We start from the raw sequence: 12,766 nt of genomic DNA, 5'->3' as shown, positions 1-12,766 counted from the left end.
GACGGGAGGCAGGCGATGACCGAACCGACGACGCTCGGGCGTTACCACGAACTGCTGCTCAGGCTGGCCGGACGGGTGTCGGACGTGGTCGTCACGGGGGCCCGGCAACGGCTGTCCGAGGGGCGCGTCGAGGACGTGGCCCGGGCGCTGCGCGCCGCGGTCGGGTCGGGCCGGCTGACCGTCGACGCCGCCGAGGCGGCGCTGCTGGCCGCCGCCCTGCCGGACGTCGACGATCCCGCCCCGCCGAACGCCGGGCGGGCGGCTGCCCTGCCGGCGTACGCCTTCGCGCCGCTGCTGCCCGGGGCTTCCGCCACGATGGTGCCGGTGGTGCTGGACCTCACGTCGACCGTGGCCGCCGACAGCGGTCCGGACGCGGCGGCCGTCGCCGTGGCGGCCACCGCGCCGCGGGCCGTCGGCCTGTGGCGGGCGTGGCGGGCGCCCAACGCCACGAACCCGGGCCGGCCGGTGCCGGTCTACCTGCTGGAGACCACGGCCGATCCCGAGGAGCAGCCCGGCATCGCCGCCGCCGTGCAGGGCGCGCTGTGGTCCGCCGGGGTCGAACACCCGCAGGTCGAGGTGTGCGGTCCGGCGACCGCGCTGCCGCCGTACCAGCGGCTCGCGCGCGGCCGTTCGGCGCTGCTGTGGGCCGCGCGGCCCGCCGGCCCGGTCACGATCGCCCGGGTCTTCGACCGGGTCGACCCGGTCGCCGGGCCGCGCTTCGACCCCGGCCACGAGGTGCTGCCGGCCGGCGCGGAGCGGGACCGCGTCCTGTCCTACCTGCGCGCGGGGCACGTGCTGATGGCGACGACCGCCGGCGCGCCCGACGTCATCGAGCCGCGGCGCGGCGACGTGGTGCCGATGAGCTACCGCACCGACGGGGCCTGGATCTGGACCGACACCGTGGCGTACTACCTGGAGAACCACGGGCTGAGCCCCGACGTCGAGCTGATGGCGCACCTACGGTCGGCCGGTGACCGTCCCGTCGTCGACTCGGTGGCCGCGCACCGCGCGATGGTGGCGCTGACCGCTCCCGTCGAGCAGCCGCCCGCCTGGACCGTCGCCGCGGCTCCGGCCCGGTGAGGTCCGGTGCCCCCGACCCGAGAGGCCGCCGAGATGCAGCCTGAGCTGCCGCACGACGCCGCGCACTACTTCCTCCTGATGGACCCGGCCTGGGAGCCGGAGCCGGGCGAGGAGGTGCCGCCGCTGGAGGTGGTCGTCGGCGGGTGGCCGGTGACCGACGGCGGCGACATCGGGGCGTTCCGGGCGAACCCCGGTTACGTGCCGAGCGACGAGAACGCCCCGACGGATCCGCTGGACGCCGTGCTGCGGCTCGTCATGTCCCACCGGGCCGACGCGGAACAGTTGCAGCTCGTCCTCCGCGACTCTGCCCTCGACATCGGCATGGACGGCGACGGGCGGCCCCTGGTCGCCCGGTCCCCCGACGGCGTGCCCTGCGTGGTGGTGGCCACCGGGCCCGCGCACCGGGCCCGCAGCGCGCCGCCGGCGTGGCGGCGCGGGGACCTCGACGACCTGGTGACCCTGCTGGTCGACGGCGTCGACGTGCTGGTCAACCCGGGTGGCCCGGCCGCCACCCGGCTGACCGGCGAGTTCGTCCGCGAGACGGTGCTGATGACCGACGCGGAGGTGAGCGCCGCTGCCGGGCGCTGCCTGCGCGCCGACGACCGCGTCGCCGTCGTCCGGTGGGACACTCCCCCGGCCGACGGCGACGCGGCCCGCCCCGGCGGCGGCGCTCAACCGGCCGCGCCGACGCCCACCGGGGCCCCGGACGACGGCTCCACGCCCGAGCGGCACTCCGGCGAGCTGGTGCCCGACCGGAACCCGATCCCCGCGTACCGTTCGTAGCCGGCGACCGTGCGCGCGGGGCCGCACCCCCACGGGCCCGGCGTCGGGTTGCGCAGCATCGTCACGACCCGGCGGCGGCTCGCCCGGTCCCGCGCCCACCAGGGCTTTCCCGCCCCGGGCTCGGTGTGGTCGGTCCAGTGCTTCGCGCCCTCCTCACGGAGGTAGTAGTGCCAGGCCAGCAGGTCCGGCAGGTGGAACAGGTCGTAACCCCAGGTGTACGCGCGGACGGTCAGGCTGATCTCCTCGCCCATGAAGTAGACCCGCGGGTCGTACGGGACCTCGGTGACGAACGACCCGGGCGCGAAGAGGAAGTGCGCCGAGACGAACCGCGCCCGGGGCGGGGCGGCGAGCTGCTGCCAGCCGTCGATGGCCCGCTGGCCGAACAGCGGGATGCCGTCGTCGGTGAAGCTCTCGCACACCATCACGGTCGGCTCGCCCGTGCCGTCGCAGTCGGTGCCCGGCTCGTAGGCCGGCAGGTACGACGTGACGATCGGCTTCGCCGCGCCGGTGGCCGCCGCGTGCCGCAGCACCCTGCTGTCCCAGCCCGGCGCGAACCGGGTGTGACTGTCGATCTGGAGGAAGTGGTCCTCGCCGTCGTAGAGCCGCATGACCTCGGCGCGGGCCCAGCAGGCGCCCCGGCTCTCGGCCGCGTCGAACTCCACGATCCTGATCCGCGCGTCGCCGCGCAGCGCGGAGATGTCCTCTCCGTCGGCGTGCTGCCAGTTGACCCCGATGCGGAGGCTCTCGGGCCGGTCGGCCTTGGCCAGGCAGTCCTGGACCGTGGCGACGAGCTCCGGGTCGCGGTACGAGGCCACGGACACGAAGATCGTCCTGTTGGTGGCCGGTTCGGTCATTCCTGCTCCCTGGTTGGTCTGGCTTCCCGGTCAGGCCGTGCGCGCCGGGGCGGGGTCGTGCCGGAACGGGACCGGGTGGTCGCGGCCGTGGCCGCGCGCCGCCGACGCCGGGGCGGCCTCGGCCCGGCCCGGGGGACGCCCGCCCGCCGCCAGCACCCGGCGGTAGGCGGCGCGCAGGGCCGGACCGGGCTCGACGCCGAGTTCCTCCCGCAGGGTGCGCCGCAGCCGTCGGAACACCACGAGGGCGTCGGCGTGGCGGCCGGCCCGGTGCAGCGCCCGGATCAGCAGCTCGTGGACGGGTTCGTGCAGGCAGTTGGCGCGGGCCAGGCCCGCCAGCTCGGCCACCAGCCCGTCGTCGCGGCCACGGTCGAGCAGCAGCCGGGCCCACTGCTCGGCGGCGGCCAGCCGCAGCTCGGTCAACCGCTCCCGCTCCCACTCCAGGTGCGGCGCGCGGAGCCCGGCGTAGGGGTCGCCGTGCCACAACCGCAGCGCGTCGCCCAGCCGCCCGATGGCGCCCTCGGCGTCCCCGGCGGCCACCTTCGCCGCCGCCTCGGCCCGCCAGCGCTCGAAGACCGCCGCGTCCAGCGCGTCGCCGGGCAGCCGCAGCACGTAGCCGTGCGGCGTGGAGGTGAGCAGGTCGCCGGCCGGGGGGCGGGCCGGGTCCGGCTGGAGCCGGCGGCGCAGCCCGCAGACGTACGTGTAGACGCTGCCGACCGCCGTGGCCGGCGGGGAGGCGCCCCACACCGCCTCGACCAGCTCGTCCCGGCCGACCGCCCGGCCTGCCCGGGCGGCGAGCACCGCGAACACGGCCCGCTGCCGCGCCGGGCCGAGGTCGATCTCACTGCCGTGCACCCAGGCGCGGAGCCGGCCCAGGACCGACACCCGCAGGCGCACCGCGGCCGCTCCGCCGACGGCGACCCGTTCCATCTGTTCTGTCCCCACCATTGCTGACCGCCTTTGCGCAGCTTCGACGAACCGTCTTCCCGGCCGGTCGCCGGGTGGACGCCGGAAAACATAGGTCAGCGGTTTACGGCGACGATGGGTCCAAGTGCCCACCGCGGTCGTTGTGGGGGGCCCAATTCGCGGGCCCCGCCGTCGTTTCGCAATGGCGGCGCCGGATCGCCGGACGACAGTTTCCGGCGAGATCGCGCTGTTCGCATCCATGCTGGACACCGGACGGAAACACCGCGTCAATCTGCTCAGGCTCAACTTGCTCCGCTTCCGCCGCGGCCGGTATCGTGCCCGAATCATGGGGACGGGGGACGATGTGGGCGGGAAGGATTCGTCCACAGAGGACACCGCCGGGTCCGACCGGCACATTCTCCCCCGGGGCGAGGCCCAGCGTCGCGTCCAGCTCGGCGCGCTTCTCGTCGGCGTCGCCGTGGCGACGATCGCCCTGCCGTCTCTGATCATGGGGCCCGGCGACGACGACCCGCCGGCGACGAGCCCACCGGCGATGGCGGTGTCGGTTCCGGCGAGCACGCCCGTCGGCCCACCGGCCTCGTCCGGCTCGCCGACCCCGGTGCCGTCGTCGGCTGCCGCGTCGCCGAGGTCCGGCGCGGCCACGCCCTCCGGCGGCTCCGCGTCGCGTCCCGCTTCCGGGTCGACCGCGTCGGGCACGACGCCTCGCTGCGCCGCCGAACCCGAGGGGAACGACGTCACCCTCACCGCGGCGGTTTCCTGCGGCGTCTACAACGCTGGCTTCGGCAACGGCTGGCGGGCAACCGGCGACGGGCTGAAGCTCCTGCCCGGCTGGAAGGTCCCGGACACCGGCGAGGTCGGCCTGCGGGTGGAGCGCACCCGGCCGGGGCTGCCGCAGACCGAGATGGCGCTGATCGCGGCCCGGCCCGTCCGCATCGACGGTGACGACGTGCTGCGGTTCCGGGTGTGGGGCGGCCGGGACTACGGCACCGTCCTGCGGGTCTCCGTCTCCCCCGCCGGGCGCGGCATGGTCACCGTCAGCGCCGGCGCGGACCGGTGGACCAACTACTCGGTCCGGCTGGGTCAGCTGACCGGCGCCGCCTCGCTGACCCGCATCGACCTGGTGGTGGCCGCCGACGAGGTCCCACAAGTCAACCGGTTCTACCTCGATGACATCGCCATCGTCGGCTGACCGGATCCACTCGGCCACCCAGGTCGAGCGGCTGGCGGCGGTGGCGGCGCTGTGCCGCGCCGTCCTGCTCGGGCGGGCGGTCGTCACGGTCACCGCCTCGGCCGCCGGCCTGCTCATCGTCGAGCGCCCGGACCGGCTGCTGATGGTGATCGGCCTCGTCGTGCTGTCGACCGCCGTCGAGGTGACCGTGCTCTCCCGGCACCCCCACTGCGTGCGGTTCGTCGGCTCCGCCCTCACCATCGACGCGCTGCTGCTCGGCGCGGTGCTCGCCCTCCAGGCCGGCGGCGCGGCGTTCTTCCTGTTCGCCGCCGGCGGCGCCGCCCTGGCCGGGGTGCTGCTGGGCACCCGCGCCTGGCCGCTGTGGGCGGTGGACGCGCTCCTCGGGTTCATCGCCGCGGCGCGGATCCTGCGCGCCGACGACGTGCCGTCGGAGGTGTCCGCGTTCGTGGTGGCGTTCCCGATGGCGACCGTCGTGACGGGGATCGTCGCCGCGTGGGTGACGCAGGCGACCGTGCGGCACGTGGACATGCTGGTCGACATCATCGGGGTCGCGCAGCGGTCGGCGGCGGCCTCCGAGCGGGCTCGGCTGGCCCGGGAGCTGCACGACTCGGTGGCGAAGACGTTGCGGGGGGTCTCCTTCGCCGCCCTGGCCCTGCCGGCGTCGCTGCGCAGCGGCCCGGAGCTGGCCGAACAGCTCGCCAACGTCGTCGCGGCCGGCGCCGACGCCGCCGCCGGCGAGGCGCGCGACCTGATCGAGGGCCTCCGCCTCGACGACGCCGACCAGGACTTCGCCGCCAGCCTCGACCGGATCTGCCGGGAGTGGTCGGCGGCCACGGGGACGCCGGTGCGGCTGACCGCCGAGGACGTCGACCCGACGGCGGCCGTACGCTACGAACTGAGCCGGATCCTGCGGGAGGCGCTGCACAACGTCGAGCGGCACGCCGAGGCCGGCCGGGTGACGGTCGGCCTCGCGCACACCGGCACGGTGCTCCGGCTGACCATCGAGGACGACGGGAAGGGCTTCGACGTGCCGGCCGACCTCACCGAGCTGCGCGCCAGGGGCCACTACGGCCTGCTGGGGATCGCGGAGCGGGCCCGCACGGTCGGCGGCACGGCCACGGTGCGCTCCAGCCCGGGGCGCGGCCTGACGGTCGAGGTCGGCGTGCCGCGACCCGCGCCGGTCGCCGCGCACCGACCGGCATGATCGACCTCGTCGTCGTGGACGACAACCCGATCGTCCGGGCGGCCGTGCGGGGCTTCCTCGCCGCGGCGTCCGACGTGCGGATCGTCGGCGAGGCGTCGGACGGCCGGGAGGCGCTGCGGCTGGTGACCAGCCTGCGCCCGCACGTGACGCTGCTCGACTACCGCATGCCGGTCGCCGACGGGCTTTCGGTCGTCGGCGACCTGAGCGCGCACACCAGGATCCTGGCGTTGACCAGCGACACCGACCCCGGGACGGTCTCCGGGATGCTGCGCGGCGGGGCCGGCGGCTATCTGGTCTGGGGCCAGTTCCGGCCGGACGACCTGCTCGACGCCGTCCGGGAGGTCGCCGCCGGGGGAAGCTGGCTGTCGCCCACCGCGGCCTCCGTCGCGGTCACCGCGCTGCGCCGGCACGAGCCCTCGCCGGACGACACCCGGGACCGCGACCTGGCCCGGCGGTCGGCGCTGCGCAGGTACGGACTGTCCCGGCGCGAACAGGAGGTGCTCGACCTGCTGGGCACCGGCCTCACCAACGCCGCCATCGGCCGCCGGCTGGGGCTCACCGAGAAGACCGTGAAGAACCACCTCAACCACGTCTTCGCGAAGCTCGGCGTCCAGAACCGCACCGAGGCCGTCCTGCTCTGGCTGAACCACGACCACTGATCCACCCCGTCGCCCCCGCCGGTCTGATTCTGCACCGCCCCGAGGCCCGCACTCGTCCAGCCTGGCGCTCGCGTGCAGTCATGTTGCGCGCTCGTACCTCCCCGCCGCCGGGGCGCAGACCCGGCCGGGCCCCCGCTTGTACGGTCCGGTTGCCGCATGGCCCGCAGCGGGCGAGCCGCGCGGGTCGTGCGCCCGTCACCCGACCTCGACGGAAGGTGGAACGCCGTGGTATCCCTGCTCCGAGGCCGCTTCCGTGGTGACCGGGACCCCGGAGGCATCGTCCGGCACACCGTGGGCAACGCCGTGGTGCTGCACGCCGAGGGCGTGATCAGCCCGGAGGCCCAGTCGCTGGCGCTCTCCGTGGCCGAGGACCACGAGAACGACGTGGTCGTGCTGGACCTCGCCGACGGGATGCCGATCACGTCGTGGGAGTCGATGGCCGGGGCGCTGCCCCGCCGCCGCCGGGGCATCCGCCTGATGACCTGCGGTCGCCAGCACGGGCCGGCGGCGATGGCCGGGCAGTGGCTGTCCGAGCGGCTCAACCGCACGGTCGTCGCCCCCGACGGCACCCTCGTCCGGGGGGCGGCCGGATCGCTGTTCGTCCACTCCGCCTCCGACAGCGGCTGGATCCGGTTCCGGCCCGGCCGGGCACCGGAATGGGACTCGAAGCGCTATCCGGCGCCGTCCTGGGACGCCGCCGCCGTGCGGCGTCGCGCGTCCAGCTCGACGGGGGAGATCGAGCCGCTGCCGGGCGGCGTGTGGATCCACGACACCGGCGAGCCGGAGCTGATCGAGCGGCACCGCGACCGGCTGGTGAGCGGCGTGCCGTGCCACCACGAGACGATGACCGTGCTCCTCGGCTGCCCCGGCACCGCGCCGCTGTCGCTCGACGACGTGATGCGGTTCTGGCGCGATCTCGACGTGGACAGCCGCACCCGGGCCCGCTTCGTCCAGTACGGCACCGTCGACCTGCCCGACGGCGAGGCCCTCGGCCAGCGGCTCGCCGACCTCTTCCAGTCCACGGTGGTCTGCTACACCGGGGTGCCGATCGGCACCCCGGACCGGACCGAGTTCCGCACCGTACGCGCCGACGCGTCGCTGGGCTGGCCCGTCTTCGCCAGCGAGCTCGGATACGCGCCCCGGTCCCGCCCCCGGTCGGCGGCCCGGTGTCCCGTGGTGCTCAGCCACCGTGGCCCGCTGCGCTGGAGCGACGAGGTGGAGCCGCGCGTCTACTGGTACGCCGCGGACGCCGTGATCGAGGTCGTGCAGGCCGGGCTGTGGATCCGGCCGCCGCAGGTGCCCCCGAACGCCGAGCGGGTGCGCGCCGCGTTCGTCGACCCGGAGCACAGCACCCTGTTCTTCGACGACTCGGTCGAGGAGACCGCCGCCCGGATGCGGGAGCTCGCCGCGGACGTGCTGGCCCGGCTCGACGAGCGCACGGCGGCGGGCAACGTGCTGCTGCCCGCGTCGGCCCTGGCCCCGGAGCCACGGCCCGCCGGGCCGGCGCTCGGCGCGCTGAGCCCCGACGCGGATCGGCCGCCGGTCGCGGCGCTCTCGGCCGTCCCGGCGTCACCGGCCGTCGGAGTCCTGCCGCCCGCCCCCACCATCGGGACCGCCGCTGCCGTCGTGGGTGTCGCCGCCGAGGTCCTCGCCGCCGAGGTCGTCGCCGCGATCGAGCCGGTCACGGCCGTCGGGCCGGAGCCGGCCGCCGCCGTGCCGATCGCCGCCGTGCCGGAGCCGACCGCCGCGCCGACCGCAGCCGAGCCGGGACCGGCCACCACCGTGCCGATCGCCGCGCCGATCGTCCCGCCGATCGCCGCCGTGCCGGAGCCGATCGCGCTGGCGGTCGGGCTGGCGCCGGTGTCGCCCGGACCGACGTCCGCCCCGCCGCCCCCCACGCCGCGCCCGCACGGCACCGCCTCCGACGCGACCGGCACCGCCCCCACGCCGCGCCCGCCCGCGCCCGCACCGGCCCCGGTCCGCCGGCAACCCGTCCCCGCTCCGGCGGCGGCTGCGCTGCTGGTCGAGGGACGACCGCTGACCGACGAGCGGGCCTGGCTGCGGCGGACGCTGAGCCGCGAGTTCGACCAGCTGGCCAGCTCGGTGGCCCGGTTGCTGTCCGAGCATCCGGGGATGCAGCGCAGCGCCGGGCACGCCGTCGACGAGGTCCTGGCCGACTGGGTGGCCGTCCGCCTCTACCTGTCCCGGCGCGGCGCGGCCATCGACGCGGGCCTGCGCAGCGGGGAGCCCGGCCCGCACGTGCCCTTCGCCCGCTGCGCGGTCGCCGGCCTGTCCCGGCTGCCGTCGCACCGGGGCGCCACCGTCTACACGACCACGGCCTCCGACGCCCAGTGGGCGCTCTACCGCCGGGGCGGGCTGGTCACCGAGTGGGGCTTCGTCAACGCCCTCACCGCGCCGTGCGCCGGTCAGGACGGCGACGTGGACGTGCTGCTGTGGTCGATGACCGCGCGCCGGACCGCCCTGCTCGAACCCGGCGGCGAGGAACGCGCCGACGACCGGGTGCTGTTCGTGCCCGGCACCAGCTTCAAGATCCTTGAGGTACGCCGCCCTGAGGGCGGCCGGCGCGGTCACGTCATGATGCGGGAGCTCGGCACCAACGAGATCGACCCCGACGGGCGGGTCGACCCCCACCGGCTGTCCCTGGACGAGCTGGCCCTGACCACGCTGCGGCGCGGGATGGACCGGTGGGCCGAGGCCGAACCCGCCACGCGGGTGGGCCCCGGGGCGGCGGGCCGGTTCGCCGCGCTGCCCGGCCTCGTCGGCGGTGCGGCGCGATGAGCGGCGAGGTGCTGGTGGTCGGCGGCGGCCGCCCGAACGCGTACCCGACCATCGGCTCCGCGCTGTCGCGGGCCCGCCCGGGCACGACCATCGCAGTGCACGCCGGGCGCTACAGCGAGAGGCTCGTTGTCGGCAACAGCGTCACGATCGCCGCCGAGGACGGCGTCGGCACCGTCGAGGTGCACGTCGAGGAGGGCAGCGTCCTGGTCGGCAACGGCACGGGGGCGCAACTGCGCGGCATCGTGCTCTCCAGCGCGGACGACCGGCTCGCCGCCGTGGACGTGCACTCCGGGCAGGTCGCGCTGGACAACTGCACGGTCCGGGGTGCCGCGTGGGTGGCGTTGCTGGCCCGGCACGAGGGCTCCATCGCGCTGCACGGCTGCACGGTCGGCAGCACGGGCGGCGCCGGCATCGTGGTCACCTCGGACCGGCTCAGCACGGTCGAGGACACGGTGGTCACCGACGTCAGCTCGTCCGGCATCGTGGTCGCCGAGAAGGGCGTGCTCACCCTGCGGCGCAGCGCCGTGCGCAGCCCCGGCGACAACGGCATCTGCGTCAACGGCGACGCCCGCTGCGTCATCGAGGAGTGCGGGATCACCGGTGCGGGCAAGCCCGCGCTGGTGGTGGAGCAGCGCGGGCACGCCCGGGTCACCGGGCTCACCGTCCGCGACAGCCGCAACGTCGACCTCTACGTGCGCGGCGAGGTGGACGTGACGATCACGGGCTCCGAGTTCACCGGCGCCGAGGTGCAGGCGGCGCACGTGGCCGACGGCGCCACGCCGCACTTCCACGACTGCCTCTTCCGCTCGGCGGGCGGGGCCGCCGTGCACGTCACCGGCGGGGCCCGCCCCCGCTTCACCGACTGCACGGTCGCCGACTCCCCCGTCGGCGTCCAGGCCGACGGCGGGAGCCGGCCACGGTTCGACGGCCTGACCGTGCACGGCACCGGCGAGCACGTCGCCAGGGTCGTCGGCGGCGCCGGCGTCGAGCTGAGCCGGCTGCGCGCGGACCGGTTCGCCGGCGCCGGCCTGCTGGTGGACGGCGCGACGGTCGAGGGCACGGACCTGCGGGTGGACGGCGGCGCGGGGGTCGCCGTCGAGGTCCGGGGCGGGGGCGTCGCGACGGTGTGCGACGCGCGGCTCTCCGGCGGCGGCGAGCACGCCGTCACGGTCGGCGGCGGGTCCACCCTGGGGCTCGAATCGGCCCGGCTGCGGGGCGCCGGACTGCTCGCCGTGGACGCGGCGACCGTCACCGTCCGCGACTGCGAGATCGTGGCGGCATCGGGCACCGCGCTGACCGCCGGGGACGGGGTGCTGCTCACGGCCGCCCGTACCCGGATCCGCGACGCCGGCGGCACCGGCGTGCTGCTGGGCCCCGGCAGCAGCGGCACCCTCACCGAGTGCGAGGTGCTGGACAGCGCCGGCGACGGAGTCGGCGTCGACACCGGCCTGCCGGTCGAGCTGACCCGTTGCACGGTGCGGGGCAGCGCCGGGGAGGACCTGCGCCGCGGCGCGGACGCCCGGGTGGCGCTGCGGGACACGGAGGACCCCGTTCGCGCGCCGGGCCACTCCCCCCGCCCGCCCGACGCGTCCCCGGCCGACGACGGGCAGCCGACCCCACCGCCCGGCGCGGAGTCGCCGGCCGGGGCGCTGGGTGAACTCGCCGGCCTGATCGGGCTCAGGGGCGTCAAGCAGGAGGTCAGCGCCCTGGTCAACCTCATCCGGATGGCGCAGGCGCGGCAGCGGATGGGCCTGCCGATGCCGCCGATGAGCCGGCACCTCGTCTTCGCCGGCCCGCCGGGCACCGGCAAGACCACGGTGGCCCGGCTCTACGGCTCGGTCCTGGCCGAGCTCGGTGTCCTGACCAAGGGACACCTGGTCGAGGCGGCCCGGGCGGACCTGGTCGGGCAGTACATCGGATCGACCGCGATCAAGACCACCGAGCTGGTCACCAGGGCGCTGGGTGGGGTCCTGTTCGTCGACGAGGCGTACACGCTCTCCGCCGGCTCGGGTGGGTCCGGGCCGGACTTCGGCCAGGAGGCCATCGACGCGCTGATGAAGATGATGGAGGACCACCGCGACGAGCTGGTCGTGATCGTGGCCGGCTACTCGGAGCTGATGGGGCGGTTCCTCGACTCCAACCCCGGCCTGGCCTCCCGGTTCACCCGGACCGTCGAGTTCCCGAACTACTCGGTCGACGAGCTGGTCACGATCACGTCGAACCTGTGCGCCAAGCACTACTACGAGCTGACCGACGACGCCCACGACGCCGTGGCCCGCTACTTCGAGCGGGTGCCGAAGGGGCCGACGTTCGGCAACGGCCGGGTCGCCCGCAAGCTGTTCGAGGCGATGATCAACAACCAGGCGTCCCGGCTGGCGGCCCTGCCGCCGGGCCGGGACGTCGCCCTGAACCGCCTGACCGCTGCCGACCTGGGGCCGGAGCTGGCCCTGCTCGACGAGCTGCCGACACCGGCCGACGCCGCGCCCGACGCGGCGGCCGACCCGGCCGGCGCGGTCGACGCGACCCACGGCTGGCGGCGGATGGGCGAGCTGGTCGGCGGCGAGGCCGTGCGCGAGGCCGCCGCGGCGACCCTGGTGGAGCTCTGCCGGCTACGCGGCCGTCAACGGTCGATCGGCAGAGCCGGCAACGTCGTCATCACCGGCCGGCGGGGCGACGGCCGCACCGAGTACGCCCGGCACTACGCTGCGGCGCTGTCCGAGCTGGGCCTGGTGTCGACCGGCCAGCTGGTCCGGGTGTCGGTGGCCGGCGAGCTCGCGCCGCAGTGGCCCGGCCAGGCCCGCCACCTGGTCCGGGCGGCAGTCCGCGACGCGCGGGGCGGGGTGCTGGTCGTCGAGCACGCCCGCGCCGAGGGCGCCGCCGAGGTGTTGGAGGCGTTGGTCGACGAGATGCGCGACAACCCGGCCGACCCGCTGGTGGTCCTGATCGGCGAGGAACCGGTGACCGACGGGGTGCCGGGGCTGGCGGACGCCTTCGGCCGGCGCTGGCGGGTGCCGCCGCACTCGGCCGCCGAGCTGGGCGAGATCGCCGTACGGCAGCTGCTGCGCCGGGGACACGAGGTGCCCGACGACGTACGCGCGGCGATCGCGGAGCTGGCCGCGCGGCTGGCCGAGCCCACCGTACGCGGTGCGCACCTGCTCGCCGCCGGCCTGGCCCGCACCGCCGCGTCGCGTACCCTCGCCGTGGCCGACCTGGTCGGCGTGAGCTGGAGCCCGCAGCCGACGGGCGGCCTGGCCGCGGTCGGCTGAGGGCGGGC

At 76.2% G+C, this 12,766-nt stretch carries 9 protein-coding genes; 7 read left to right on the top strand and 2 right to left on the bottom strand.

Annotation, left to right across the window (positions count from 1 at the left end):
- Positions 1-15 precede the first annotated feature (15 nt).
- Together LPU61_RS07500 and LPU61_RS07495 are read left to right on the top strand one after the other, a co-directional pair.
- Complete coding sequence (locus LPU61_RS07500; RefSeq protein ID WP_229404527.1) at positions 16-1,080, top strand: hypothetical protein; 1,065 nt, start codon at positions 16-18, stop codon at positions 1,078-1,080.
- 6 nt (positions 1,081-1,086) lie between these two features.
- Positions 1,087-1,863 (top strand): type VII secretion system-associated protein, encoded by a 777-nt coding sequence (locus LPU61_RS07495; protein ID WP_374199608.1) that lies wholly within the window; start codon positions 1,087-1,089, stop codon positions 1,861-1,863.
- Here LPU61_RS07495 and LPU61_RS07490 read toward each other — a convergent pair.
- Positions 1,752-2,717 (bottom strand): GlcNAc-transferase family protein, encoded by a 966-nt coding sequence (locus LPU61_RS07490; RefSeq protein WP_229404526.1) that lies wholly within the window; start codon positions 2,715-2,717, stop codon positions 1,752-1,754. The two genes, LPU61_RS07495 and LPU61_RS07490, sit on opposite strands and share 112 nt — an antisense overlap.
- Before the next feature lie 30 nt (positions 2,718-2,747).
- Entirely contained in the window at positions 2,748-3,662 is a 915-nt protein-coding gene (locus LPU61_RS07485; RefSeq protein WP_229404525.1) for a BTAD domain-containing putative transcriptional regulator, read from the bottom strand.
- 304 nt (positions 3,663-3,966) lie between these two features.
- On the opposite strand from LPU61_RS07485, the gene LPU61_RS07480 reads away from it, so the two are divergent.
- From LPU61_RS07480 to LPU61_RS07460, 5 genes are all read left to right on the top strand, one after another.
- On the top strand, positions 3,967-4,830 hold the full coding sequence (locus LPU61_RS07480; protein ID WP_144420229.1) for a hypothetical protein: 864 nt from the start codon (positions 3,967-3,969) through the stop codon (positions 4,828-4,830).
- Entirely contained in the window at positions 4,808-6,034 is a 1,227-nt protein-coding gene (locus LPU61_RS07475) for a sensor histidine kinase (RefSeq protein WP_052503730.1), read from the top strand. The genes LPU61_RS07480 and LPU61_RS07475 overlap by 23 nt, the downstream gene beginning before the upstream one ends.
- Positions 6,031-6,693 (top strand): response regulator transcription factor, encoded by a 663-nt coding sequence (locus LPU61_RS07470; RefSeq protein ID WP_229404524.1) that lies wholly within the window; start codon positions 6,031-6,033, stop codon positions 6,691-6,693. The genes LPU61_RS07475 and LPU61_RS07470 overlap by 4 nt, the downstream gene beginning before the upstream one ends.
- A 225-nt stretch (positions 6,694-6,918) precedes the next feature.
- Entirely contained in the window at positions 6,919-9,492 is a 2,574-nt protein-coding gene (locus LPU61_RS07465; protein WP_229404523.1) for a hypothetical protein, read from the top strand.
- Positions 9,489-12,758, top strand: coding sequence for a right-handed parallel beta-helix repeat-containing protein (locus LPU61_RS07460; RefSeq protein WP_043963035.1), 3,270 nt, complete (start codon positions 9,489-9,491; stop codon positions 12,756-12,758). Before LPU61_RS07465 ends, LPU61_RS07460 begins: the two co-directional genes overlap by 4 nt.
- Positions 12,759-12,766 lie beyond the last annotated feature (8 nt).

This window comes from Micromonospora sp. NBRC 110038 (assembly GCF_020884815.1).
Classification (GTDB): Bacteria; Actinomycetota; Actinomycetes; order Mycobacteriales; family Micromonosporaceae; genus Micromonospora; species Micromonospora haikouensis.
The sequence above is the reverse complement of the archived record's forward strand: the minus strand, read 5'-3'. Positions and strand labels throughout refer to the sequence as shown.

Excerpts from the sequence above, each read along its gene's own strand:
- LPU61_RS07475 (WP_052503730.1), top strand. The coding sequence starts at position 4,808 with ATGACATCGCCATCGTCGGCTGACCGGATCCACTCGGCCACCCAGGTC.
- LPU61_RS07460 (WP_043963035.1), top strand. The coding sequence starts at position 9,489 with ATGAGCGGCGAGGTGCTGGTGGTCGGCGGCGGCCGCCCGAACGCGTAC.
- LPU61_RS07480 (WP_144420229.1), top strand. The coding sequence starts at position 3,967 with ATGGGGACGGGGGACGATGTGGGCGGGAAGGATTCGTCCACAGAGGAC.
- LPU61_RS07500 (WP_229404527.1), top strand. The coding sequence starts at position 16 with ATGACCGAACCGACGACGCTCGGGCGTTACCACGAACTGCTGCTCAGG.
- LPU61_RS07490 (WP_229404526.1), bottom strand. The coding sequence starts at position 2,717 with ATGACCGAACCGGCCACCAACAGGACGATCTTCGTGTCCGTGGCCTCG.
- LPU61_RS07470 (WP_229404524.1), top strand. The coding sequence starts at position 6,031 with ATGATCGACCTCGTCGTCGTGGACGACAACCCGATCGTCCGGGCGGCC.
- LPU61_RS07485 (WP_229404525.1), bottom strand. The coding sequence starts at position 3,662 with ATGGTGGGGACAGAACAGATGGAACGGGTCGCCGTCGGCGGAGCGGCC.